Here is a 24823-nt window from a genome sequence, read left to right as displayed (position 1 = left end):
CATGCATGCCCAATTGGAGCATGCATTTTCTTTTGTGACAAAGGCTTACGGGGACTTTTTATGAATGATGTCAAGCATTCGCGGCTGATCATCCTGGGTTCAGGCCCGGCCGGCTATACCGCTGCCGTCTATGCTGCGCGCGCCAATCTGAAGCCCCTGCTGATCACCGGCATCCAGCCCGGCGGCCAACTGACCACCACTACCGAAGTAGACAACTGGCCTGGAGATATCGAAGGCCTGACCGGCCCCGGCCTGATGGAGCGCATGCAGAAACACGCCGAGCGCTTCGACACCGAGATCGTCTACGACCACATTCACACCGCCAAGTTGCAGCTGCGACCCTTCACGCTGATCGGCGACAGCGCGACCTATACCTGTGATGCATTGATCATCGCCACTGGCGCCTCGGCACAATACCTGGGGCTGCCTTCGGAAGAGGCCTTCTCTGGCAAGGGGGTTTCCGCCTGTGCCACCTGTGACGGTTTCTTCTATCGTAATCAGGTTGTCTGCGTGGTCGGTGGCGGCAATACCGCAGTGGAGGAAGCACTGTATCTATCGAACATTGCCAAGGAAGTACACCTCATCCATCGCCGCGACAAGCTCCGTGCCGAGAAGATTCTCCAGGACAAGCTCTTCGAGAAGGTGCAAAACGGCAATATTCGCCTGCACTGGAACCAAACGCTGGACGAGGTGCTTGGCGACGCATCCGGAGTGACTGGCGTGCGCTTGAAGGACACGCGAAATGGCACCACCGAAACGCTGACCCTGACCGGCGTCTTTATCGCGATCGGCCACAAGCCCAACACCGAACTCTTCCAAGGCCAGCTCGAGATGCACGACGGCTACCTGTCGATCAAGGGCGGCAGCGCGGGCGACGCCACCGCGACCAGCATTGAAGGCGTTTTCGCGGCCGGCGATGTGGCCGACCATGTCTACCGCCAGGCCATCACTTCGGCTGGCGCCGGCTGCATGGCAGCCCTGGATGCCGAGCGCTATCTGGATAACTGAGCAATTCCTGGCGGGCGCTGTATCGGCCCGCCCTCCTTCACTCCTACTGCGGCGCCCACATGCTGACCTGTCTGCAACGCGATAGCCTGAGCTTCCCTCCCCTGGAGAGAGCCCTACGCGAACCCAACGGCCTGCTGGCCGTCGGAGGCGACCTCTCCGCCGAGCGTCTGATCCAGGCCTATCGGCACGGCTGCTTCCCTTGGTATCAGGCAGGACAACCCATTCTCTGGTGGACTCCGGACCCGCGCACTGTGTTGCTCCCTCAGGAACTGCATGTTTCTCGCAGCCTGCGCAAAACGCTCCGCCAAGAGCGCTTCCGAGTCTCTTTCGATCGCGACTTCCCTGCAGTGATCCAAGCTTGCGCGGGCCCACGCGACTACGCCGATGGAACCTGGATAACGCCGGAAATGCAAATTGCCTACCGGGAACTGCATCGCCGCGGCATCGCCCACTCGGTCGAGGTCTGGCAGGATGAGACTCTAGTCGGCGGACTCTATGGCTTGGCGATCGGCAAGCTATTCTTTGGCGAATCCATGTTCAGCCATGTCGACAATGCTTCCAAGGTCGGCTTCACAACTTTGGTAAAACGACTCGAGCAATGGGGCTTCGTGCTGATCGACTGCCAAATGCCCACCCAGCACTTGCAGAGCCTCGGCGCCCGCACCATTTGTCGCAATGAGTTCGCCGACTATCTGGAGTGTTATCTGGACCAACCGAGCACAGCTGACTGGATCGCCTAGTAGAGGCCCACAGCCTGACATACACTTGATGAGTGCCGCTGAACAATCGCGGCCCGCCAAGAGCTTTCCGGGGGTTGATCATGACCGAGCTGGCTCGCCTCAAGTTCTACGCCACTCAACCGCACGCCTGCAGCTATCTGCCCAACGAGCAGGCGACGACACTGTTCCTCGATCCCAGCCAACCCATGGATATGCACGTCTATGCGGAACTCTCGGACCTCGGCTTCCGACGCAGCGGCGATCACCTGTATCGTCCTCATTGCCAAGGCTGCAATGCCTGCATCCCGGCCCGCATCCCGGCCAAAAGCTTCTCACCGAATCGCCAGCAAAAACGCATCCTGAAACGCAACGTAGATCTCTCGGTACAAGCCGTGCGCCCTAGTTTCAACGAAGAATATTACAAGCTGTATGCACGCTATATCGAACAGCGCCATGCCGACGGCGACATGTATCCCCCTAACCGCGACCAATTTTGTACCTTTTTGGTACGCGACCTACCTTTTTCCCGCTTCTATGAGTTTCGCCTATGCGGACGTCTACTGGCTGTCGCAGTAACCGACGTACTCCCCAACGGCCTTTCAGCGGTCTATACCTTCTACGATCCAAATGAAGAGCGACGCAGCCTCGGCCGCTATGCGATTCTCTGGCAGATTGGCGAAGCGGCACGCCTGGGCCTACAAGCGGTATATCTGGGTTATTGGATCAAAAATTGCCGCAAAATGAACTATAAGACCCAATATCGCCCGATCGAATTATTGGTTAATCATCGCTGGGTCGCTTTGACCTGAGAACTCTTGGCGTCAACAAGCATTTTCAGGCACAATGCACGCCGTTTTGCTCGGCGTGCCAACTACGTTGGGCCATTCACTGCATACCGAGGGCTTTATTGAATGTCGAAAGAAGACAGCTTCGAAATGGAAGGCACTGTCGTCGACACCCTGCCCAACACCATGTTCCGCGTGGAGTTGGAAAATGGGCACGTCGTTACTGCGCATATTTCTGGTAAAATGCGCAAGAATTACATCCGCATCCTCACCGGGGACAAGGTGCGCGTCGAGTTGACCCCTTACGACCTGAGTAAGGGACGTATCACCTATCGCGCCCGCTAAAGACGGATTCAATTGAAAACGCCCGGCATAGCCGGGCGTTTTCCGTTCTGATTCGAGCCTAGTATGCGCTCAAGCCACCTCGACAGTAGTCTCGAATTCGAAGGACAGTTCCCCGCCCTTCAGATCAATATGCACCACCCCCCCATGCCCGGCCAACTCGCCGAAAAGAATCTCCTCAGCCAAGGGGCGCTTGATCTTGTCTTGGATTAAACGAGCCATCGGCCGCGCACCCATCTGCGCATCGTAGCCATGCTCCGCAAGCCAGCCACGCGCCTGCTCGGAAACATCCAACTGCACGTGCTTGTCTTCCAACTGCGCTTGCAGCTCAGTAAGGAACTTGTCGACGATACTCTTGATCACCTCATGGCTCAGACGACCAAACTGAATAATGGTATCCAGACGGTTGCGGAACTCGGGCGTGAAGCTCTTCTTGATCACCTCCATAGCATCAGAAGAGTGATCTTGTAGAGTAAAGCCAATCGAAGCACGAGCCGCAGTTTCTGCACCAGCATTAGTCGTCATGATAACGATGACATTGCGGAAATCAGCCTTGCGCCCGTTATTGTCAGTCAGCGTACCATGATCCATAACCTGCAACAGCAGATTGAATACTTCCGGATGCGCCTTCTCAATTTCGTCCAGCAGCAACACACAATGCGGCTGCTTGGTAATCGCCTCGGTCAGAAGCCCACCTTGATCAAAACCGACATACCCAGGAGGAGCACCAATCAGGCGCGAAACAGTATGTCGCTCCATGTACTCGGACATGTCGAAACGCACTAACTCCACACCCAGCGCCTTGGCCAATTGCCGAGCAACCTCGGTCTTGCCCACACCTGTAGGGCCAGCAAAGAGGAAAGAGCCGACCGGTTTATCTGGAGACTTCAATCCGGCCCGCGACAGCTTGATCGCCGTGGCGAGCGAGTCGATGGCAACATCCTGACCAAATACCGTCAACTTGAGATCCCGCTCAAGGTTACGCAACAATTCCTTATCAGAACTGGATACATGCTTGGGAGGGATGCGAGCAATCTTGGCAACAATATCCTCGACCTGCGCCACATCAACAAGCTTGGCTCGCCTCTCTTCTGGCTGAAGCCGCTGAAACGCTCCGGCCTCATCAATAACATCAATCGCCTTGTCTGGCATATGACGATCATTGATATAACGAGAAGACAACTCTGCTGCGGCACGCAGCGCCTCGTCACTGTATTCGATGCCGTGATGCTGCTCGAAGCGTGGCTTGAGCCCACGAAGAATACCCACCGTATCCTCGACCGAAGGCTCGACTACATCAACCTTTTGAAAGCGTCGAGCCAAAGCCCGATCTTTTTCAAAAATACCTCGGAACTCTTGGAAGGTAGTCGAACCAATACAGCGAATCTCGCCAGAAGAAAGCAGCGGCTTGAGCAAGTTCGAAGCATCCATCACCCCACCAGAAGCCGCGCCAGCTCCAATAATAGTGTGAATCTCATCAATGAACAAAATGGCGTGAGGCTTTTTGCGCAACTCATTGAGGAGCGCCTTGAAACGCTTTTCGAAATCACCGCGATATTTGGTGCCCGCCAGCAACGCACCAAGATCCAGAGAGTAAACAACGCTGTGCGCCAAGAGATCCGGAACTTGGTTGTCGACGATGCGTTTTGCTAGCCCCTCGGCAATGGCCGTCTTGCCGACACCAGCCTCACCCACCAGCAAGGGATTGTTCTTGCGCCTCCGTGCCAGAATTTGAGCAACCCGCTCGACCTCGAACTCGCGCCCAACCAGAGGATCGATCCGCCCCTGACGAGCCAACTCGTTCAGATTGCTAGCATAAGCTTCTAGAGGATGACCGGCAGCGGAAGTCTCTCCGCCCTCTTCGTCCTGCATCTCATGCTCGTTATCGGGATGATCGCCATGCCCCGGCACCTTGGAAATACCATGGGCGATGTAGTTCACCACGTCTATTCGAGCCACGCTCTGCTGCTTGAGCAGAAAGACGGCCTGGCTTTCCTGTTCGCTGAAGATAGCCACAAGCACGTTGGCCCCTGTCACCTCACGCTTTCCAGAGCTTTGCACATGAAACACTGCACGCTGCAGCACTCGCTGAAAGCCGAGGGTCGGCTGGGTCTCACGCTCCTCATCATGCTGAGGAATCAGCGGGGTTGTGGAGTCGATGAACTCCTGCAAGTCATGCCGGAGCTTGTCGATATTTGCACCGCAGGCCCGCAGTACAGCAGCCGCGGCCTCGTTGTCCAGAAGCGCCAGCAGGAGATGCTCCACCGTCATGAACTCATGACGCTTTGCGCGAGCCTCCTTGAAGGCAAGATTGAGAGTGACTTCGAGCTCACGGTTCAACATAGCTTCACCTCATACCCAAGCGGTCGGCATTAACCGTCCTTCTCGATCTCACAGAGCAGCGGATGCTGGCATTCCCTTGCATACTGGTTGACCTGCATAGCTTTGGTTTCCGCAACGTCACGAGTAAACATCCCACACACTGCCCGCCCCTCTGTATGAACAGTCAGCATGACCTTCGTTGCCAACTCGCGGTTAAGGTTGAAAAATTTCTCCAGCACTTCGACCACGAAATCCATCGGCGTGTAGTCGTCATTGAACATCACCACCTTGTACATGGGTGGAACCTTCAGCGCAGGCTTGGACTCCTGCACGACCCCCCATAAGCATCGTCCCCATGAGACTCTGGACGATCCTGACAGAATGTTAGTCGAATCTCAGTGCTTGCGAACATGCTGGAGAAGCTTCCGGTTGAGCGAATACGGATACTAGAGGGATTTTGCACACTTGGGCAGCCAAGCACAGCCCCGTCTTGACTATCGGCCAAACGATGATAAAAACAATGAGTACCCAATAGGGTGTTTCGGGGCCCCATCATAGTCCCGACCACAAGGTCGGGATTGGCGAGGGCCAAGGCGGATGATACTCCAGTGACGGAGTCTTTGCAGAGGGATGTCGGCATGCTAAGCGGCAAGGTCAAGTGGTTCAATAACGCCAAGGGATACGGATTCATCGTGGCAGATGGCCGTGACGAAGATTTGTTCGCCCATTACTCGGCCATTCAAATGGATGGTTATAAGACCTTAAAAGCCGGTCAGGCAGTGACTTTCGAGCTGCTGCAGGCCCAAAGGGGCTTCACGCCATCAATATCCGCCCCTGCCCGACACAAGCCGAAAGCTCGGCCAAATTCAGTCTGGCACAACCTTCATCCATCTCGGATATTGCCGGCACCTTATAAGCCAGGTAGGCCAGCAGATCAGGCACTCAAAACAGGCCTGATCCGTGCTGGACCGGTCACGACCAGCCTCACCGGCATGACCTGCATCAAATGAACCACGTAGCCTGTAGCTCACAGCGCCAAGCACGCCTCGCCTGCCCCAACAAGACTCAACAAGTCGCGAGCCATTAAGATCCGGACAGCCTCAACCCCGGCTGCAGGCCCAGTAAAGTCTTGAAACACCCCTCACCGGACAAGCAAAGAAATTAAACGCTTTGCAGGCTTCCCCTCGTCAGCCTATCAAGATGGGCACTTTAACGAGAGGCCGACACACCAAAACCCACGAATGCAAAAGGTATGTCGTACTGATATACTCGGCGCAACTGAAAGGACATTGGATCCAGAGTCACTCTGGAATGAGCCACTCTAAACCCAAGCAGCATACAGACTTGAACCTGGCAACGATTGCTCTTGGCAAACCACTACCCAAGGCACCCGGGACTACTCCAGGAACCTCGACTTTACGCTCATTGATGCCTTTAGGCGACTTCGCCTACCCTGCGAGCATCAAGAGTTTGTGCACTTGCAAATGTAGCAATACAGAGGGGTTAATGTAAAAAATGTCCACATCGAAGATTATCTATACGCTTACCGACGAAGCACCCGCACTGGCAACCTACTCTCTGCTTCCAATCGTTAAGGCGTTCACCGAATCTTCAGGTATCGCCGTTGAAACTCGCGATATCTCTCTTGCAGGTCGCATCATTGCTACCTTCCCCGAATATCTGAGTGACAGTCAGAAAATTTCTGACGATCTGGCTGAGCTGGGGAAATTGGCTACCACACCAGAAGCCAACATTATCAAGCTGCCCAACATCAGTGCCTCCGTTCCGCAACTCAAAGCGGCAATCAAGGAGCTGCAACAGCAAGGCTACAAGTTACCTGACTATCCCGAGGAGCCCAAGAGCGATACGGAAAAAGATGTCAAGGCTCGCTACGACAAGATCAAGGGTAGCGCCGTGAACCCCGTTCTGCGCGAAGGCAACTCCGACCGCCGCGCTCCGCTTTCCGTCAAGAACTATGCCAGAAAGCACCCCCACAAGATGGGCGCGTGGAGTGCAAACTCCAAGTCGCATGTGGCCCACATGAACAGCGGTGACTTTTACGGCAGCGAAAAAGCCGTCCTGATCGAATCCGCTGGCAGCGTGAAAATAGAGCTGATCGGCAACGATGGCAGCAGCACTGTCCTGAAAGAAAAAACCACCGTCCAGGCCGGTGAAATCATCGACTCCTCGGTAATGAGCACGAAAGCTCTGCGCAGCTTCATCGCCGCCGAGATCGAGGACGCCAAGAAGCAAGGCGTTCTACTGTCCGTACACCTGAAAGCCACCATGATGAAGGTGTCCGACCCCATCATGTTTGGCCAGATTGTAGCCGAGTTCTATAAGGGCACCCTGACCAAGCATGCCGAGACCCTAAAGCAGATCGGTTTCGACCTCAACAATGGCATTGGCGATCTCTATGCCCGCATCAAGACCCTTCCTGAAGAGAAGCAGAAAGAGATTGAGGCGGACATCCAAGCGGTTTACATCCAACGCCCGCAATTGGCGATGGTGAACTCCGATAAGGGCATCACCAACCTGCACGTACCAAGCGATGTCATCGTGGACGCCTCGATGCCAGCCATGATTCGCGACTCCGGTAAGATGTGGGGCGCCGACGGCAAACTGCACGACACCAAGGCTGTTATCCCTGATCGCTGCTATGCCGGGGTCTACCAAGCTGTTATCGAAGACTGCAAACAGCACGGCGCCTTCGACCCTACCACCATGGGCAGCGTGCCCAACGTCGGCTTGATGGCACAAAAGGCCGAAGAATACGGCTCCCATGACAAGACCTTCCAGATTCCTGCAGACGGCGTGGTGCGCGTGACCGATGCCAGCGGCAAGGTGCTGATGGAGCAAGCCGTCGAGACCGGCGACATCTGGCGCATGTGCCAAGTGAAAGATGCCCCGATCCAGGACTGGGTCAAGCTGGCCGTCAGCCGTGCTCGTGCAACCGGCGCCCCTGCCGTATTCTGGCTGGATCCTGCCCGCGCTCACGACGCCCAAGTGATCGCCAAGGTCGAACGCTACCTAAAAGATCATGACACTAGCGGTCTCGACATCCGCATCATGTCGCCGGTCGAAGCAACTCGCTTCTCGCTGGCCCGCATTCGCGAAGGCAAGGACACCATCTCCGTTACCGGTAACGTCCTGCGCGACTATCTGACCGACCTGTTCCCGATCATGGAGTTGGGCACCAGCGCCAAGATGCTTTCGATCGTTCCGCTGATGAGTGGTGGCGGCCTGTTCGAAACTGGCGCGGGCGGCTCGGCGCCCAAACATGTTCAGCAACTCCTCGAAGAAGGCTATCTGCGCTGGGATTCGCTCGGTGAGTTCTTGGCTCTTGCCGCATCCCTGGAGCATTTGGGTAACGTATACAAGAATTCCAAGGCACTCGTCCTGGCAAAAACCCTGGACCAGGCTACTGGCAAAATTCTTGACAATAACAAATCGCCAGCACGCAAGGTTGGCGAGATCGACAACCGCGGCAGCCATTTCTACCTGGCCCTCTATTGGGCCCAAGCTCTAGCTGCGCAAACCGAAGACAAGGAGCTGCAAGCACGCTTCACCGGCCTTGCCAAAGCATTGACCGACAACGAAGCCAAGATCGTTGGCGAGTTGACTGCAGCTCAAGGCAAGCCTGTGGATATCGCTGGTTACTACCACCCGAACACTGAGCTGACCAGCAAAGCTATGCGCCCGAGCACAACCTTCAATGCAGCTCTGTCAGCGTTTGCATAAGGTGTGACACCAGCCTTAGGGGAGGTGAGTTACCTCGCCTCCTGCCTAACAAGTGCCCCGGCTTCTCAGCCGGGGCACTTTTTTATGGCCTCTTCCCATATATCCCACGACAAGCCAACCGGGGCGAAATCCAACCCTGACAATCCCTCACATAGGCGGAACCATCCCGTTCAAGTTTTACCGCAGCATGCAAGCTTGCAACATACCGCTGCAAACAACATTGCCGCGTATAATGCGCAGCTATCGGCAAGCACTTGGGCAAACTTATGGATTGGCAGGCGCACGTCACCGTTGCCACGATCGTGGAGAACAACGGCCTCTTTCTTTTGGTAGAAGAACTGCAGGATGGACGACCAGTCCTCAACCAGCCTGCAGGACACCTCGAGCCTAACGAGAGCTTGCTCGAAGCAGCCTTGCGTGAAACCTTGGAGGAAACCGGTTGGCAGGTCGAACTCACAGCTGTGATCGGTATATATCTTTACAAGGCTTTAAACGGTGTAACTTATCAGCGCGTCTGCTTTGCTGCACGTCCACTGCAGCCAGTCGCCTGTTATCAGCTTGATAAGGACATCATCGCTCCTCGCTGGCTGAGCCGAGAGCAATTGCTTGCAAAACAGGAGTGCTGGCGCAGCCCACTCGTGTTGTGCTGCATTGATGATTACCTGAGCGGAGAGCGCTTTCCGCTGAGCCTTATTCGCTGAGCAGCTCGCACTTTCGCAGCCGGCCCCGCGTCCCTGATAAAATCTTTCCTTTTCAGGATCCGACTCTCCATATGCATGATCCCGCCCATACCCGCGTGATCGTCGGCATGTCCGGCGGCGTGGACTCTTCCGTTTCCGCCCTCCTGCTCCTACAACAGGGATATCAGGTGGAAGGCCTTTTCATGAAAAACTGGGAAGAGGATGATGGCACCGAATATTGCACGGCCAAAGAAGATCTTGCGGATGCGCAGGCCGTCTGCGACAGAATTGGCATAAAGCTGCACACCGCCAACTTCGCTGCCGAATACTGGGACAATGTATTCGAACACTTTCTCGCCGAATACAAGGCCGGACGCACACCGAACCCGGACATCCTGTGCAACCGCGAAATTAAGTTCAAGGCCTTCCTCAACTATGCGTTATCACTTGGCGCCAGCCTGATTGCAACGGGCCATTACGTGCGCCGGCGCGATACCGAGGACCGAACCGAACTGCTCAAGGGACTGGATTCCAACAAGGACCAGAGCTACTTCCTGCACGCCGTGGGTGGTGAACAACTCGCCAAATCATTGTTTCCGGTTGGAGAACTGGAAAAGCCGGCCGTACGCGCCATTGCCGAGCTGCATGGTCTGGCCACGGCCAGGAAGAAGGACTCCACTGGTATCTGTTTCATCGGCGAGCGTCGTTTCAGCGACTTTCTCAAGCAATACCTGCCTGCCCAACCTGGCCCCATCGAGACCACCGATGGCAAGGTCATTGGCCAGCATCATGGCCTGATGTACCACACCATCGGTCAGCGCCAGGGGCTTGGCATCGGCGGAATGAAAAATGCCACTGATGATCCTTGGTATGTGCTTTCCAAGAATCTAGCCCGCAACGTACTGGTCGTCGGCCAGGGCAACCAGCACCCTTGGCTGTTCTCACGCGCCCTGCTTGTGTCGGAAATATTCTGGGTGAACCCGCTCGACTTCCCACTTCCGCAGCGACTGACTGCTAAGGTTCGCTATCGGCAGTCCGACCAGGCCTGCATTTTAGAAAAGACCGCCGAAGGTTTCCGAATCTTGTTCGACGCCCCCCAGAGAGCCGTAACACCCGGCCAATCGGTGGTGCTCTACAACGGCGAGATCTGTCTGGGCGGCGGTGTCATCGAAAGCACCGAGCCATGTAGCCACGAGGACCTGCAACCATGACTCCCAGACAGGAACAACTGATCGCCCTCGGTGCCGTATTCGAGTCAACCTATCTGGTCGACAAAATCGCCAAGACTGGCCAGGCTGGCGAAGCCAATCTCGCCTGCATGCTCGGCAGTCTATTGGTGCGTAACCCCAAGGACACCCTTGAGGTGTTCGGCGGCGATGATCTCAACCTGCGCGACGGCTACCGCGCCCTGGCCAGCGCACTCGAGCGCAACCCGCAAAGCTTGCAACGCGAACCGCTGCGTTATGCGCTGGCACTGGTAACGCTGGAAAGGCAACTGGACAAACGCGATGACATGTTGCAACTCATGGGACAACGACTGGACCACATCCAACTGCAGGTTCAGCATCTGGGCCTTACCCACGAAAGCGTGGTTTCTGCCTTCGCCTCCCTGTATGAAGACACGCTAAGCACTTTTCGCCAGCGCATCCAAGTCCATGGCGAGATGCGCCATCTGCAGAATTCTGCCAATGCCGCCAAGGTCCGCGCCCTCCTGCTCGCCGGCATCCGTTCGGCACGTTTGTGGCGCCAGCTCAGCGGACATCGCTGGCAGTTGGTGTTCAGTCGCCGCAAGCTGCTCGACGAGCTTTATCCGCTGATGCGGCGCGACTGAGGAAGAGACGGCCGGCCGAAGATGGCATTCGGTCGCCCCATCTGCCTTCGTGTATCATTGCAGCCCTTTTTGTAGCCCGACTGTCCGAGACCTCTCTCATGCAGCTCTCCTCGCTCACCGCGGTGTCCCCCGTCGACGGCCGCTACGCCGGCAAAACCAGCACTCTGCGCCCGATCTTCAGCGAATTCGGACTCATCCGCTTCCGCGTCATGGTGGAGGTCCGCTGGCTGCAGCGCCTGGCCACCCACGCCGGCATCCCGGAGGTCGCGCCGTTCTCTGCCGAGGCCAATGCCCTGCTCAACGAGCTGGCAGAAAACTTCCAGCTCGAACACGCCCAGCGCATCAAGGAAATCGAACGCACCACTAACCACGACGTCAAGGCCGTGGAATACCTGCTCAAGGAGCAGGCCGCCAAGTTGCCAGAGCTGGCGAAGATCAGCGAGTTCATCCACTTCGCCTGCACCAGCGAAGACATCAACAACCTGTCGCACGCCCTGATGTTGCGCGAAGGCCGCGACACCGTACTGCTGCCGCTGATGCGCCAGCTAGCCGAGGCTATCCGCACCTTGGCCGTGCAGTTCGCCGACGTGCCGATGCTGTCGCGTACCCATGGCCAGCCGGCCTCGCCAACGACCATGGGCAAGGAGCTGGCCAACGTGGTCTATCGTCTCGAGCGCCAGATTGCCCAAGTCGCCGCCGTGCCACTGCTCGGCAAAATCAACGGCGCCGTGGGCAACTACAACGCCCACCTGTCCGCTTACCCGAGTGTCGACTGGGAGGCCAACGCCCGCGAATTCATCGAGAGAGACCTTGGCCTGACCTGGAATCCCTATACCACCCAGATCGAGCCGCACGACTACATCGCCGAGCTGTTCGACGCCATCGCCCGCTTCAACACCATCCTGATCGACTTTGATCGTGACGTGTGGGGTTACATTTCTCTTGGCTACTTCAAGCAGAAGACCGTAGCCGGCGAGATTGGCTCTTCGACCATGCCGCACAAGGTCAACCCGATTGATTTCGAGAATTCCGAGGGCAATCTCGGCATTGCCAACGCCCTGCTCCAGCATCTGGCCAGCAAGTTGCCGATCTCCCGCTGGCAGCGCGACCTGACGGACTCTACCGTGCTGCGCAACCTTGGTGTCGGCCTGGCGCACAGCCTGATCGCCTACGAGGCCAGCCTCAAGGGCATCGGCAAACTGGAGCTGAATGCAGCACGCTTGGCCGAAGACCTTGATGCCTGCTGGGAAGTACTGGCCGAGCCAGTGCAGACCGTAATGCGTCGCTATGGCATAGAGAATCCCTACGAGAAGCTCAAGGAGCTGACCCGCGGCAAAGGTATCGGCCCGGAAGCCCTCAAGATTTTCATCGACACCCTGGATATTCCTGCGGCTGCCAAGGCCGAGCTGCGCAAGCTGACTCCTGCCGCCTACATTGGCAATGCGATCACCCAAGCCAAGCGCATCTGACTCCGTCTCGTTACCTTCACGCCCGGCTGTGCCGGGCGTTTTTATTTTCAGCGCTCATTACAGAGCAAGGACTTAGCCATGACCTCTGATATCCCTCTTCAATTCCTAGGCGGCATCAGCACACGCGAATTCCTGCGCGACTACTGGCAGAAAAAGCCTCTGCTGGTCCGCCAAGCCATTCCCGGTTTCGAAAGCCCCATCTCGCCAGACGAACTGGCTGGTTTGTCGCTTGAAGAGGAAGTCGAGTCTCGACTGATTATCGAACATGGCAATCATCCATGGGAATTGCGCCGCGGTCCGTTCGATGAGGAAACCTACCAGAATCTGCCCGAGCGCGACTGGACTCTGCTGGTCCAGGCAGTCGACCAGTTCGTCCCCGAGGTCGCTGAACTGCTGGAGAACTTCTGCTTTCTGCCCAGCTGGCGCATCGACGATGTGATGATCAGCTACGCCGCACCAGGGGTGGCGTAGGCCCGCACTATGACAACTACGACGTGTTCCTGCTGCAAGGCTATGGCAAGCGGCACTGGCGAATCGGCCAGATGTGCGACAGCAACAGTCCCCTGTTGAAGCATGCCGATCTACGCATCCTTGCCGAGTTCCAAAATGGCGAGGATTGGACTCTGGAACCCGGCGACATGCTCTACCTTCCGCCCCGCCTGGCCCACTTCGGGACTGCTGTCGACGACTGCATGACCTATTCGGTGGGCTTCCGAGCCCCCAGCGCGGCCGAGGTACTGACCCATTTCACCGACTTCCTTGCCCAATTCCTACCCGACGAGGAGCGCTACGGAGATCCGGACATACGTCCCTGCGAGGATCCGCACCAGATCCAGCAGGATGCCCTTGATCGCCTTAAGGGGCTGATCCAGGGACATATGGGCGACGAGCGCCTGCTGCTCACTTGGTTCGGCCAGTTCATGACTGAACCGCGCTATCCGGAGCTGGTTACAGGCGCGGAAATGTCCGAAAGGGACTTTCTGGCTAACCTGCAAGAAGGCGGCGTGCTGGTACGCAATCCCAGCGCCCGCCTGGCCTGGTCAGAAGTCGGCCAGGATCTGCTGCTGTTCGCCAGCGGTCAGAGCCGCCTGCTTCCCGGCCATCTGCGCGAGTTGCTCAAGTTAGTCTGCAGCGCCGACGCCCTGCATACAGGCAACGTGGCCGCGTGGTTAGCCGATGAAGATGGCAGTCAGCTCCTCTGGCAACTGCTTATGCAGGGCAGCCTGGAGTTTGCCGATGACTGAAGTCCAGGTACGAATCGCCGACTGGCAGAATGACAATATCGATATCCGCAGGATTCGCGAAAGTGTCTTCATCGCCGAACAGGCCGTTCCTCCCGAGCTGGAATGGGATGACGACGATACTGGAGCCGTCCATTTTCTCGCCTTCGCAGGCAGGCGCGCCGTGGCGACGGCGCGCCTGCTACGCGACGGGCATATTGGCCGTGTCGCAGTCCTCAAGGACTGGCGCGGCCTGAAGATCGGCTATGCCCTGATGCATGCAGCGATTGCCGAAGCCGAACATCGCGGGCTTCGCCGTCTGGTCCTGAGTGCCCAAGTACATGCCACGCCCTTCTATGAGCGCCTCGGATTCCTGATCATCAACGATGAATATCTCGAGGCCGGCATTCCTCATGTAGAAATGGTTCGCCATACCGGCTGATCCGGCCTGCGGACGTTCTGCCCCTGGCAGGGCAGGATGTCCCGGATAGAGCTGCACAACGCACAGACTCTCCCACTCCTCCGCCTAAAATGTCGGCATGAATGGTTTTTGCTGAGTTCCCACATGAAGATCTGCAGACTGCTCGTCGTGTCGCTGATGCTTTTCGCTACCCATGCACTGGCCGCCACCGAGATCATCCAACTGAATTACCGGATGGCCGACGAACTGTTACCCATGGCGCAATCGGTGATTGGTGAGGACGGACGGATTCATGCCCATGGCAACCAACTCATCGTCAATGCTCCGGCGACACAACTACGCGAATTGCGCGAATTACTTGAGCAATTAGACCTTCCCCCAGGCGCCTGCTGATCAGCGTCGACAGCGGAGAAGCGAGAAGCAGTGAACGGCGCGGTTATGCCGTGGATGGCTCGATTGATGCGAATAACGTCGAAATCCAAGCTGGCCACGGCCAGACTCATGGCCAGAACCGGATACGTATCCTGAATCGCAGTACCGACAGATGGCGCGATTCCCTGCAGCAGATCCAGGCCACCGAGGGCTATCCGGCACTGATCCAGACAGGCCAGAGCGTGCCACTGCACAGCACGCAGATCGGCCCCTACGGACAGGTATACCGCGAAACTCACTACCGCGATGTCACTCGCGGCGTCTACGTTACCGCGAGGATCTCCGGCGATGTCGTGTATCTCACCCTGAGCAGCAGCAATGAGCAGATGAATCCCTCTCAGCCCGGGGTGATCGATATCCAGCAGTTGGATACTCAGGTCAGCGGTCGCTTGGGCGAATGGATCGATCTCGGCAGCAGCAGCGGAAGTCGCTGGAACGACCAGGAGGGAGTACTACGCCAACATTCCACATCCAGCCACGAAGAACTGTCCATGCGCCTGCGGGTCGAGCTTCTGGAGTGAAGGACTCGTATCAGACCTTCGTGTAGTGTCATAAAAAACACACTACAAATTCATTGACGACGATTCCCTCCCTAGGCATGATTGCTTCGCTCCCGCTAACCAGGGACCCTGGCAAGGGTCTCCGGAGCCTGCTCTAGCCAACCAGCCGAGCTGACTCCGTGCTTGTACTGCCCATAAGGTTCGACGTTTTTTACCGCATGTTGTTCGTATCGATCATCGACTACATGCAGGTTCAGGTGGGAATCCGTGTTTATCCACTTCCAACTTTGAAGGATCGACCATGTCCGCATATCAAAACGACATCAAGGCCGTAGCAGCACTGAAAGAGAAGTTCGGCAGCAGCTGGAGCGCCATCAACCCGGAATCCGTCGCTCGCATGCGCGCCCAGAATCGCTTCAAGACCGGTCTGGAAATCGCCCAGTACACCGCCAACATCATGCGCAAGGACATGGCCGAGTACGACGCCGACTCGTCCGTCTACACCCAGTCGCTGGGTTGCTGGCACGGCTTCATTGGCCAGCAGAAGCTGATCTCCATCAAGAAGCACCTGAAGACCACCAACAAGCGCTACCTGTACCTGTCCGGCTGGATGGTCGCTGCCCTGCGCTCCGAGTTCGGCCCGCTGCCGGACCAGTCGATGCACGAGAAGACTGCCGTTTCCTCGCTGATCGAAGAGCTGTACACCTTCCTGCGCCAGGCTGACTCCCGCGAACTGGACCTGCTGTTCACCGCCCTGGATGCCGCCCGCGAAGCCGGCGACAACGCCAAGGCCGCTGAAATCCAGTCGCAGATCGACAACTTCGAGACCCACATCGTCCCGATCATCGCCGACATCGACGCTGGCTTCGGTAACCCGGAAGCCACCTACCTGCTGGCCAAGAAGATGATCGAAGCCGGTGCCTGCTGCATCCAGATCGAGAACCAGGTTTCCGACGAAAAGCAGTGCGGCCACCAGGACGGTAAAGTGACCGTTCCGCACGCCGACTTCCTCGCCAAGATCGCCGCCGTTCGCTACGCCTTCCTTGAGCTAGGCATCGACAACGGCGTGATCGTCGCCCGTACCGACTCCCTGGGCGCCGGCCTGACCAAGCAGATCGCCGTGACCCATGAGCCGGGCGACCTGGGCGACCAGTACAACTCCTTCCTGGATTGCGAAGAAATCTCCGAAGCCGAACTGGGCAACGGCGACGTCGTGATCAAGCGCGAAGGCAAGCTGCTGCGTCCGAAGCGTCTGCCGAGCAACCTGTTCCAGTTCCGCAAGGGCACCGGCGAAGCACGCTGCGTCCTGGACAGCATCACCTCGCTGCAGAACGGCGCCGACCTGCTGTGGATCGAAACCGAGAAGCCGCACGTTGGCCAGATCGCCGAGATGATGGACGAAGTCCGCAAGGTCATCCCGAACGCCAAGCTGGTGTACAATAACAGCCCGTCGTTCAACTGGACCCTGAACTTCCGTCAGCAGGTGTTCGACGCCATGGTTGCCGAAGGCAAGGACGTCTCCGCCTACGACCGCGCCAAGCTGATGAGCGTCGAATACGACGAGACCGAGCTGGCCCAGGTTGCCGACGAGAAGATCCGTACCTTCCAGCGTGATGGCTCTGCCCGCGCCGGCATCTTCCACCACCTGATCACCCTGCCGACCTACCACACCGCCGCGCTGTCCACCGACAACCTGGCCAAAGGCTACTTCGCCGACCAGGGCATGCTGGCCTACGTGAAGGGCGTGCAGCGTCAGGAAATCCGTCAGGGCATCGCCTGCGTCAAGCACCAGAACATGGCTGGTTCCGACATCGGCGACAACCACAAGGAATACTTCGCTGGTGAAGCTGCCCTGAAGGCAAGCGGTAAGGACAACACCATGAACCAGTTCCACTGATTGGAACCTGTTCGTAGCTAGTGCAATACCGACATCCCCTGGCTCTGCCGGGGGATGTCTTTTTCTCACGACACACGCCGAAAGCTCGGGCTCCCGCTCTCGATGTGTGTCACTCTCTTGTCGCACACAGCCGTTAGGTTCGTCTCCGTTCGATCCCCCCTTAGACGGAGCTTCCCAATGACGACCGATAAAGACCCCACCCTGTTCGGTAATGGCGACGAACTGCCCAGCAATCACTCGAACAATCCGCACATCAACGACCTGATCAATGGCGTCAGTCGTCGCCAGGTGATTGCCGGTGGTATGGCCATGGGCATGCTGGCCTTTCTCGGCGTGACCGTGCCACGGAGCTGCAATGCAGGGGAAGCCAGCGATCTGCTCAAACAGCCCAGCCGCCTGACATTCACCCCGGTGGCCGTGACGCGCGCCGACACCATTACCGCTCCCGAAGGTTTCCAGACCAAAACCTTCATCCCATGGGGTACCCCGATCTGCGGTAGCTATCCGGCCTATCGCGAGGAAGGCAACAACACCGCCCAGGAACAGGCCGAGCAGACCGGCATGAACCATGACGGCATGCACTACTTCCCCATCGATGTCCAGCACGGCCAAGGCGGACACAATAGCGAACATGGCCTTCTGGTACTCAACCATGAATACATCGAGGTGGAACTTCTGCATCCCTCGGGCCCTACAATGGTCGATGGCAAACGCACTGTCGCCGAGGAAGTACGCAAGGAAATCAACGCCCACGGTGTCTCGGTCGTGGAAATCCGTCGTACTTCGCACGGAGACTGGGAAGTGGTAGGCGACTCTCAATTCGGTCGCCGTATAACTGCTGCCACGCCAATGGAGATCCGCGGCCCGGCGCGTGGTCATGCCCTGCTGAGCACCCGCTATAGTCCCGACGGCACGGCTACCCGTGGCACCCAAAACAACTGCGCCAACGGTTTCACTCCCTGGGGTACCTACCTGACCTGCGAGGAGAATTGGGCCGGCTACTTCGCCAGCAAGGACAGCGAAAAACCGCGGGAACTGAGCCGCTATGGCGTAGGCACCACCAGCCGCTATGCCTGGGAGACCCTAGAGGGCGATGAATTCGTGCGCTTCGATGCCACTCGCAAGAGCGAGCTAGCCATTGGCGACTATCGCAACGAACCCAATCACTTCGGCTGGATCGTCGAGATCGACCCTTTCGATCCGAAATCCGTGCCGGTCAAGCACACGGCCCTCGGACGTTTCGCCCATGAAGGGGTAATCTTCGCTCCAATCAAACCTGGCAACCGCCTGGTCTGCTACTCGGGCGACGACTCGCGCAACGAATACATCTATAAATATGTCAGCCGCGACAAGTTCCGCCCTGGCCATCCCGACAATAGCCGCCTGCTCGATGAAGGCACGCTCTATGTTGCTCGCTTCAATGCCGACGGCAGCGGCGACTGGCTACCCCTGGACATTCAAGACTCGCTCTTCCAAGCCGCCTGCACCGCCAAAGGTATCAGCTTCTCCGATCAAGGCGATGTCCTGATCAACACCCGCACGGCGGCCGACACCATGGGTGCGACCAAAATGGACCGTCCGGAATGGGGCGCCGTACATCCGGAAACCGGCGAGGTCTACTTCACCCTCACTAATAATACGAACCGGATCGAAGCCGACTCAGCCAATCCGCGGACCAACAATGCCTATGGCCATATCATCCGCTGGAAGGAAGCAAGCCAGGACTACAGCAGCACCCGTTTCGACTGGAATATCTTCCTCTTGGGGGGGCCGCAGAGCGACAGCCGCGGGCCGGATGGACAGCCGCTCAGTATGGATAACATTCTGGCCAGTCCGGATGGGCTCTGGTTCGACGCCAAAGGGCGCCTATGGATCCAGACCGACATGAGTGGCAGCCAACTGGAGTCGGGACCCTTCGGCAACAATCAGATGCTGGTGGCCGACCCTGCGAGCGGCGAGTTGAAGCGTTTTCTGGTCGGTCCCGTGGGCTGCGAGGTCACCGGCATCACTGCTACTCCGGACTTCCGGACGCTGTTCGTCAACATCCAGCATCCCACCGAAACCTGGCCGGACGGCCCGAACAAACGCCCGCGTTCGGCGACAGTAGTCATTACCCGGGAAGGATGGCGTCAAGTACTGTAACTTTCCCAGGAGCCATGACCTCCTTGGCAGGTCATGGCTTTTATGCTGAAGCTCGCCCTCCTGAAAGCCGTTCTTCGCCATCTACGTAGAGAGGCTGCAGCCGCTTGTCCGAGTCATGTGCAGTGAAACTTGCCTTTCCAATAAATGAGCTATTGTGAAACGAACGTCATCGGCCATCGTGGAAATTCTTTTATCCGAGAGCAATACAGCTTTCTCACTCAATAGCGAATTGCCATTGCGATTTTTCTACCCCGCGCAACGTGATTGACGTCATGTCGACAGAGTGCGCGGAGAGTACTTTTGCGGCAAAAAATTGATCTAGAACAATACTTTTGAATCTGCAGAAGCATAAAGTGGCCGCCCAAAGCAGCTGCTACAATTTGCCGCAGCCATTCATACCCAAGCGCCCCTTGATCGAGGAGTTCCGGCATGCCCGAAGCCGTCGCCACGCTGTCTCACAACTGGGGATTTGCAGTATTCCTGTTAGGCGTCGCAGGCCTGTGTGCCTTTATGCTCGGTGTTTCACGCCTACTCGGCAGCAAGGCGGTGGGCCGTAGCAAGAACGAGCCCTTCGAATCCGGCATCGTTCCCACCGGCGGCGCGCGCTTGCGCCTCTCGGCCAAATTCTATCTGGTCGCGATGCTCTTCGTGATCTTCGACGTCGAAGCCCTATTTCTCTTCGCATGGGCGGTATCGGTTCGCGAAAGCGGCTGGGCCGGTCTCATCGAAGCAACGATTTTCATAGCAATTCTGTTGGCGGGTCTTGTCTATCTCTGGCGGATCGGCGCTCTTGACTGGGCTCCGGAAGGCCGCCGCAATCGGCAGGCGAAGCTGAAACAATGAGGCTTTGGCAATGCAATACAAACTTACTAGGATCGATCCGGATGCCTCCTACGAGCAGTATCCGATCGGCGAGCGGGAAACCGTAACCGATCCGACCGAGGGTCAGGTCAACCGCAGCATCTTCATGGGCAAGCTGGAAGACGTGCTGAGCGGTGCGGTCAACTGGGGACGCAAGAACTCCCTGTGGCCCTACAACTTCGGCCTCTCCTGCTGCTACGTGGAGATGACCACCGCCTTTACCGCTCCCCACGATATCGCGCGTTTCGGTGCCGAAGTCATTCGTGCTTCACCGCGACAAGCCGATTTCATGGTCATCGCCGGAACCTGCTTCATCAAGATGGCGCCGATCATCCAGCGTCTTTATGAGCAGATGCTCGAGCCCAAGTGGGTCATTTCCATGGGTTCTTGCGCCAATTCCGGCGGCATGTACGACATCTACTCTGTGGTTCAGGGTGTCGACAAGTTCCTTCCTGTAGACGTCTACATACCCGGCTGTCCTCCGCGCCCCGAAGCCTTCCTGCAGGGACTGATGCTGCTGCAGGAGTCCATCGGCCAGGAGCGCAGGCCGCTTTCCTGGGTCGTCGGCGACCAAGGCATCTATCGTGCCGAGATGCCCTCGCAACGGGAACTGCGCCGCGAACAGCGTATCCAGGTCACCAACCTGCGCAGCCCCGACGAAGTCTGAGCCGGCCTGTCCGCGCCTATTCGCGCGGCAAGCCCAGGCTCATTCTGTCCGTTGACCGAAAGCGACCGAGACCATGACTGCAGACAGCATTCTGTCCATTCCGCCGTACAAGGCTGACGACCAAGATGTGGTCGCCGAACTCAATTCCCGTTTTGGTGCCGAAACCTTCACCGTACAAAGCACCCGCACGGGCATGCCCGTGCTTTGGGTAGCCCGGGAAAAACTCATCGAAGTCCTGCACTTCTTGCGCAACCTGCCGCGCTCCTACGCCATGCTCTATGACCTGCATGGCGTCGACGAGCGCTTGCGTACCCAGCGCCGTGGCTTGCCGGATGCAGACTTCAGCGTCTTTTATCATCTGTTGTCGATTGACCGGAACAGCGACGTGATGATCAAGGTGGCCTTGAAGGAAGGAGACCTCAAGCTGCCCAGCGCCACCGCCATCTGGCCGAACGCCAACTGGTACGAGCGCGAAGTATGGGATATGTACGGCATCGATTTTGCCGGCCACCCGCACCTGACCCGTATTCTGATGCCTCCGACCTGGGAAGGTCATCCGCTGCGCAAGGACTACCCGGCCCGCGCCACCGAATTCGACCCCTACAGCCTGTCGGCGGCAAAGCAGGACCTGGAGCAGGAAGCTCTGCGCTTCAAGCCCGAGGAGTGGGGCATGAAGCGCGGTAGCGAGCACGAGGACTTCATGTTCCTCAACCTCGGCCCCAACCATCCCTCCGCCCACGGAGCTTTCCGCATCATCCTGCAACTGGACGGCGAGGAGATCGTCGACTGCGTGCCGGAGATCGGCTATCACCACCGCGGCGCCGAGAAGATGGCCGAGCGGCAGAGCTGGCACAGCTTCATCCCCTACACCGACCGCATCGACTACCTCGGCGGGGTGATGAACAACCTGCCCTACGTGCTGGCGGTCGAGAAACTGGCCGGCATCAAGGTGCCTCAACGGGTCGATGTGATCCGCATCATGATGGCGGAGTTCTTCCGCATCCTGAACCACTTGCTCTACCTCGGCACCTACATCCAGGATGTCGGTGCCATGACGCCGGTGTTCTTCACCTTCACCGACCGCCAGCGCGCCTACAAGGTGGTCGAGGCCATCACCGGCTTCCGCCTGCATCCGGCCTGGTACCGCATCGGCGGGTCGCCCACGACCTGCCGCGCGGCTGGGATGGCTTGGTCAAGGAATTCATCGACTGGATGCCCAAGCGCCTTGACGAGTACGAGAAAGCGGCGCTGCAGAACAGCATCTTGCGCGGCCGTACCATGGGCGTGGCTCAGTACGACACCAAGCAGGCACTGGAATGGGGCGTCACCGGCGCCGGCCTGCGCGCCACCGGTCTCGACTTCGACCTGCGCAAGGCGCGCCCCTACTCCGGCTACGAGAACTTCGAGTTCGAGGTCCCGCTGGCGCACAACGGCGACGCCTACGACCGCTGCATGGTCAAGATGGGCGAGATGCGCCAGAGTCTGCGGATCATCGAGCAGTGCCTGAAGAATATGCCGGAAGGCCCCTACAAGGCCGACCACCCGCTGACCACGCCGCCGCCGAAGGAGCGCACGCTGCAGCACATCGAAACCCTGATCACCCACTTCCTGCAAGTGTCCTGGGGTCCGGTGATGCCGGCCAACGAGTCCTTCCAGATGATCGAGGCGACCAAGGGCATCAACAGCTACTACCTGACCAGCGACGGCAGCACCATGAGCTACCGCACGCGGATCCGTACTCCGAGCTACGCCCACCTGCAGCAGATTCCCTCGGTGATCCGCGGCAGCATGGTGGCCGACCTGATCGCCTATCTAGGCAGCATCGACTTCGTTATGGCCGACGTGGACCGCTGACATGAACTCAATTATCCAGACCGACCGTTTCGTCCTCAGCGAAACCGAACGCTCGGCCATCGAGCACGAGATGCACCACTACGAGGATCCGCGCGCTGCCTCCATCGAGGCGCTGAAGATCGTCCAGAAGGAACGCGGCTGGGTGCCGGACGGTGCCATCCGGCGATCGCCGTGATTCTCGGCATTCCGGCCAGCGACGTCGAAGGCGTGGCCACCTTCTATAGCCAGATCTTCCGCGTACCGGTGGGACGCCACGTGATCCGCGTGTGCGACAGCATGACCTGCTACATCGGCGGCCACGAAGGCGTGCTCGGCGCCATTCGACAGAAGCTTGGCATCGCCCCCGGCCAAACGACCCGCGACGGTCGCTTCACCCTGCTACCGGTATGCTGCCTGGGCAATTGCGACAAGGCCCGGCCCTGATGATCGACGACGACACCTTCGGCAACCTGACTCCCGAAGGCATCGACCAACTGCTGGAGGCCTATCCATGACTCTTACCTCCATCGGTCCCGCCAACCGCACTCCCCGCACGGCGGAAACCCATCCCCTGACCTGGCGCCTGCGCGACGACGCCGAGCCGGTCTGGCTCGATGAATACCAGCAGAAGAACGGCTATTCCGCGGCCCGCAAGGCACTCGCCGAGATGTCGCCGGCCGACATCGTCGCCACCGTGAAGGACTCCGGCCTCAAGGGCCGGGGCGGCGCGGGCTTCTCCACCGGCATCAAGTGGGGCCTGATGCCCGCCGACGAATCCATCAACATCCGCTACCTGCTGTGCAACGCGGACGAGATGGAGCCGAACACCTGGAAAGACCGCCTGCTGATGGAGCAGCTGCCGCATCAGCTGATCGAGGGCATGCTGATCAGCGCCCGAGCGCTGAAGGCCTACCGCGGATACATCTTCCTGCGCGGCGAATACGTCGATGCGGCCCGCAACCTCAACCGCGCCATCGCCGAAGCCAAGGCCGCCGGCCTGCTCGGCACGAACATCCTCGGCAGCGGTTTCGACTTCGAACTGTTCGTGCACACCGGCGCCGGCCGCTACATCTGCGGCGAGGAAACCGCGCTGATCAACTCCCTCGAGGGCCGCCGCGCCAATCCACGCTCCAAGCCCCCCTTCCCCGCCGCCGTCGGCGTCTGGGGTAAGCCCACCTGTGTGAACAACGTCGAAACCTTGAGCAACGTGCCGGCGATCGTCGGTAACGGCGTCGACTGGTACAAGTCCCTGGCCCGCCCCGGCAGCGAGGACATGGGCACCAAGCTGATGGGCTTCTCCGGCAAGGTGAAGAACCCCGGCCTCTGGGAGCTGCCCTTCGGCATCACCGCCCGCGAGTTGTTCGAGGACTACGCTGGCGGCATGCGCGACGGCTACCGACTCAAGTGCTGGCAGCCCGGCGGGGCCGGTACCGGTTTCCTGCTCCCTGAGCACCTGGACGCACAGATGTACGCCGGCGGCATCGGCAAGGTCGGCACCCGCATGGGCACCGGCCTGGCCCTGGCGGTTGACGACAGCATCAACATGGTCTCGCTGCTGCGCAACATGGAGGAGTTCTTTGCCCGCGAATCCTGCGGCTGGTGCACCCCATGCCGCGACGGCCTGCCGTGGAGCGTCAAGCTGCTACGCGCCCTGGAGCGCGGCGAAGGCCAGCCCGGCGACCTGGAGACCCTGGCGCAGCTGGTCAACTTCCTCGGCCCGGGCAAGACCTTCTGCGCCCATGCACCGGGCGCCGTCGAGCCGCTGGGCAGTGCCCTCAAGTACTTCCGCCAGGAGTTCGAGGCCGGCGTGCGGGGAGCCCCCAGCGAGACACGGCCGAGCATCGCCGCTTCACAGGTTTGAGTTTGTTCGAAACGCAGGTCGTACGGGGCCGGGGCGCGATCCATGGCTCCCCGGGCTCCAGCGCCCGTCCGACCTGCGTCGGCGGCTGCCCC

The 24823-nt window shown here is 58.6% G+C and carries 16 protein-coding genes and 6 pseudogenes; 20 read left to right on the top strand and 2 right to left on the bottom strand.

The genetic code is table 11. The features are described from left to right. Window positions 1-60 precede the first annotated feature (60 nt). The 4 genes from trxB to infA all read left to right on the top strand — a co-directional run bounded on the left by trxB (window position 61) and on the right by infA (window position 2857). Window positions 61-1008: a thioredoxin-disulfide reductase gene (gene trxB / locus Atro_RS01930; protein ID WP_497926195.1), complete on the top strand. Its 948-nt coding sequence runs from the start codon at window positions 61-63 to the stop codon at window positions 1006-1008. A 59-nt stretch (window positions 1009-1067) separates the two neighbouring features. After that, the gene (aat, locus tag Atro_RS01925; RefSeq protein WP_497926194.1) at window positions 1068-1748 is read left to right on the top strand and encodes a leucyl/phenylalanyl-tRNA--protein transferase; all 681 of its coding nucleotides are present in this window, start codon (window positions 1068-1070) and stop codon (window positions 1746-1748) included. Window positions 1749-1828: 80 nt separating this feature from the next. Next, the gene (locus Atro_RS01920) at window positions 1829-2536 is read left to right on the top strand and encodes an arginyltransferase (RefSeq protein ID WP_497926193.1); all 708 of its coding nucleotides are present in this window, start codon (window positions 1829-1831) and stop codon (window positions 2534-2536) included. Between the two features lie 102 nt (window positions 2537-2638). After that, entirely contained in the window at window positions 2639-2857 is a 219-nt protein-coding gene (infA, locus tag Atro_RS01915; RefSeq protein WP_002553999.1) for a translation initiation factor IF-1, read from the top strand. Between the two features lie 69 nt (window positions 2858-2926). Here infA and clpA read toward each other — a convergent pair whose 3' ends face one another. Together clpA and clpS are read right to left on the bottom strand one after the other, a co-directional pair. After that, a complete protein-coding gene (gene clpA, locus Atro_RS01910; protein ID WP_497926192.1) occupies window positions 2927-5197 on the bottom strand; it encodes an ATP-dependent Clp protease ATP-binding subunit ClpA in 2271 nt (756 codons plus the stop codon). Window positions 5198-5226: 29 nt separating this feature from the next. After that, window positions 5227-5588 (bottom strand): annotated as a pseudogene (gene clpS, locus Atro_RS01905) (ATP-dependent Clp protease adapter ClpS). A 226-nt stretch (window positions 5589-5814) separates the two neighbouring features. On the opposite strand from clpS, the pseudogene cspD reads away from it, so the two are divergent. From cspD to nuoF, 16 genes and pseudogenes are all read left to right on the top strand, one after another. After that, a pseudogene (gene cspD, locus Atro_RS01900) lies at window positions 5815-6092 on the top strand (cold shock domain-containing protein CspD). A 599-nt stretch (window positions 6093-6691) separates the two neighbouring features. Next, entirely contained in the window at window positions 6692-8917 is a 2226-nt protein-coding gene (locus tag Atro_RS01895) for an NADP-dependent isocitrate dehydrogenase (RefSeq protein WP_497926191.1), read from the top strand. 266 nt (window positions 8918-9183) lie between these two features. Further along, complete coding sequence (locus tag Atro_RS01890) at window positions 9184-9618, top strand: NUDIX hydrolase (RefSeq protein WP_497926190.1); 435 nt, start codon at window positions 9184-9186, stop codon at window positions 9616-9618. 71 nt (window positions 9619-9689) lie between these two features. Further along, window positions 9690-10808 carry a tRNA 2-thiouridine(34) synthase MnmA gene (mnmA, locus tag Atro_RS01885; RefSeq protein ID WP_497926189.1) on the top strand — a complete coding sequence of 373 codons (1119 nt, stop codon included), beginning with the start codon at window positions 9690-9692 and terminating at the stop codon, window positions 10806-10808. Next, a complete protein-coding gene (gene hflD, locus Atro_RS01880; RefSeq protein ID WP_497926188.1) occupies window positions 10805-11428 on the top strand; it encodes a high frequency lysogenization protein HflD in 624 nt (207 codons plus the stop codon). Before mnmA ends, hflD begins: the two co-directional genes overlap by 4 nt. A gap of 98 nt (window positions 11429-11526) precedes the next feature. Then, window positions 11527-12897: an adenylosuccinate lyase gene (gene purB / locus Atro_RS01875; RefSeq protein ID WP_497926187.1), complete on the top strand. Its 1371-nt coding sequence runs from the start codon at window positions 11527-11529 to the stop codon at window positions 12895-12897. A gap of 78 nt (window positions 12898-12975) precedes the next feature. Further along, window positions 12976-14141: pseudogene (locus Atro_RS01870) on the top strand (ribosomal protein uL16 3-hydroxylase). Continuing rightward, window positions 14134-14559, top strand: coding sequence for a GNAT family N-acetyltransferase (locus Atro_RS01865; RefSeq protein WP_497926186.1), 426 nt, complete (start codon window positions 14134-14136; stop codon window positions 14557-14559). The pseudogene Atro_RS01870 and the gene Atro_RS01865 overlap by 8 nt, the downstream one beginning before the upstream one ends. A gap of 123 nt (window positions 14560-14682) precedes the next feature. Then, window positions 14683-15491: pseudogene (locus tag Atro_RS01860) on the top strand (secretin N-terminal domain-containing protein). A gap of 280 nt (window positions 15492-15771) precedes the next feature. Continuing rightward, window positions 15772-17367, top strand: coding sequence for an isocitrate lyase (locus tag Atro_RS01855; RefSeq protein WP_497926185.1), 1596 nt, complete (start codon window positions 15772-15774; stop codon window positions 17365-17367). A gap of 177 nt (window positions 17368-17544) precedes the next feature. Further along, complete coding sequence (locus Atro_RS01850) at window positions 17545-19509, top strand: PhoX family protein (protein ID WP_497926184.1); 1965 nt, start codon at window positions 17545-17547, stop codon at window positions 19507-19509. 429 nt (window positions 19510-19938) lie between these two features. Next, window positions 19939-20352 carry an NADH-quinone oxidoreductase subunit A gene (locus Atro_RS01845; RefSeq protein ID WP_497926183.1) on the top strand — a complete coding sequence of 138 codons (414 nt, stop codon included), beginning with the start codon at window positions 19939-19941 and terminating at the stop codon, window positions 20350-20352. Window positions 20353-20362: 10 nt separating this feature from the next. Next, complete coding sequence (locus tag Atro_RS01840; protein WP_039803889.1) at window positions 20363-21037, top strand: NuoB/complex I 20 kDa subunit family protein; 675 nt, start codon at window positions 20363-20365, stop codon at window positions 21035-21037. Window positions 21038-21110: 73 nt separating this feature from the next. Continuing rightward, window positions 21111-22891 (top strand): annotated as a pseudogene (gene nuoC / locus Atro_RS01835) (NADH-quinone oxidoreductase subunit C/D). Between the two features lies 1 nt (window position 22892). Then, window positions 22893-23385 (top strand): annotated as a pseudogene (nuoE, locus tag Atro_RS01830) (NADH-quinone oxidoreductase subunit NuoE). Beyond that, a complete protein-coding gene (gene nuoF / locus Atro_RS01825) occupies window positions 23382-24731 on the top strand; it encodes an NADH-quinone oxidoreductase subunit NuoF (protein ID WP_497926182.1) in 1350 nt (449 codons plus the stop codon). Before nuoE ends, nuoF begins: the two are co-directional and overlap by 4 nt. The last annotated feature ends 92 nt before the right edge of the window (window positions 24732-24823 follow it).

This window comes from Azotobacter tropicalis (assembly GCF_059739045.1).
The sequence above is the reverse complement of the archived record's forward strand: the minus strand, read 5'-3'. Positions and strand labels throughout refer to the sequence as shown.

Excerpts from the sequence above, each read along its gene's own strand:
- trxB (WP_497926195.1), top strand. The coding sequence starts at position 61 with ATGAATGATGTCAAGCATTCGCGGCTGATCATCCTGGGTTCAGGCCCG.
- aat (WP_497926194.1), top strand. The coding sequence starts at position 1,068 with ATGCTGACCTGTCTGCAACGCGATAGCCTGAGCTTCCCTCCCCTGGAG.
- Atro_RS01920 (WP_497926193.1), top strand. The coding sequence starts at position 1,829 with ATGACCGAGCTGGCTCGCCTCAAGTTCTACGCCACTCAACCGCACGCC.
- infA (WP_002553999.1), top strand. The coding sequence starts at position 2,639 with ATGTCGAAAGAAGACAGCTTCGAAATGGAAGGCACTGTCGTCGACACC.
- clpA (WP_497926192.1), bottom strand. The coding sequence starts at position 5,197 with ATGTTGAACCGTGAGCTCGAAGTCACTCTCAATCTTGCCTTCAAGGAG.
- Atro_RS01895 (WP_497926191.1), top strand. The coding sequence starts at position 6,692 with ATGTCCACATCGAAGATTATCTATACGCTTACCGACGAAGCACCCGCA.
- Atro_RS01890 (WP_497926190.1), top strand. The coding sequence starts at position 9,184 with ATGGATTGGCAGGCGCACGTCACCGTTGCCACGATCGTGGAGAACAAC.
- mnmA (WP_497926189.1), top strand. The coding sequence starts at position 9,690 with ATGCATGATCCCGCCCATACCCGCGTGATCGTCGGCATGTCCGGCGGC.
- hflD (WP_497926188.1), top strand. The coding sequence starts at position 10,805 with ATGACTCCCAGACAGGAACAACTGATCGCCCTCGGTGCCGTATTCGAG.
- purB (WP_497926187.1), top strand. The coding sequence starts at position 11,527 with ATGCAGCTCTCCTCGCTCACCGCGGTGTCCCCCGTCGACGGCCGCTAC.
- Atro_RS01865 (WP_497926186.1), top strand. The coding sequence starts at position 14,134 with ATGACTGAAGTCCAGGTACGAATCGCCGACTGGCAGAATGACAATATC.
- Atro_RS01855 (WP_497926185.1), top strand. The coding sequence starts at position 15,772 with ATGTCCGCATATCAAAACGACATCAAGGCCGTAGCAGCACTGAAAGAG.
- Atro_RS01850 (WP_497926184.1), top strand. The coding sequence starts at position 17,545 with ATGACGACCGATAAAGACCCCACCCTGTTCGGTAATGGCGACGAACTG.
- Atro_RS01845 (WP_497926183.1), top strand. The coding sequence starts at position 19,939 with ATGCCCGAAGCCGTCGCCACGCTGTCTCACAACTGGGGATTTGCAGTA.
- Atro_RS01840 (WP_039803889.1), top strand. The coding sequence starts at position 20,363 with ATGCAATACAAACTTACTAGGATCGATCCGGATGCCTCCTACGAGCAG.
- nuoF (WP_497926182.1), top strand. The coding sequence starts at position 23,382 with ATGACTCTTACCTCCATCGGTCCCGCCAACCGCACTCCCCGCACGGCG.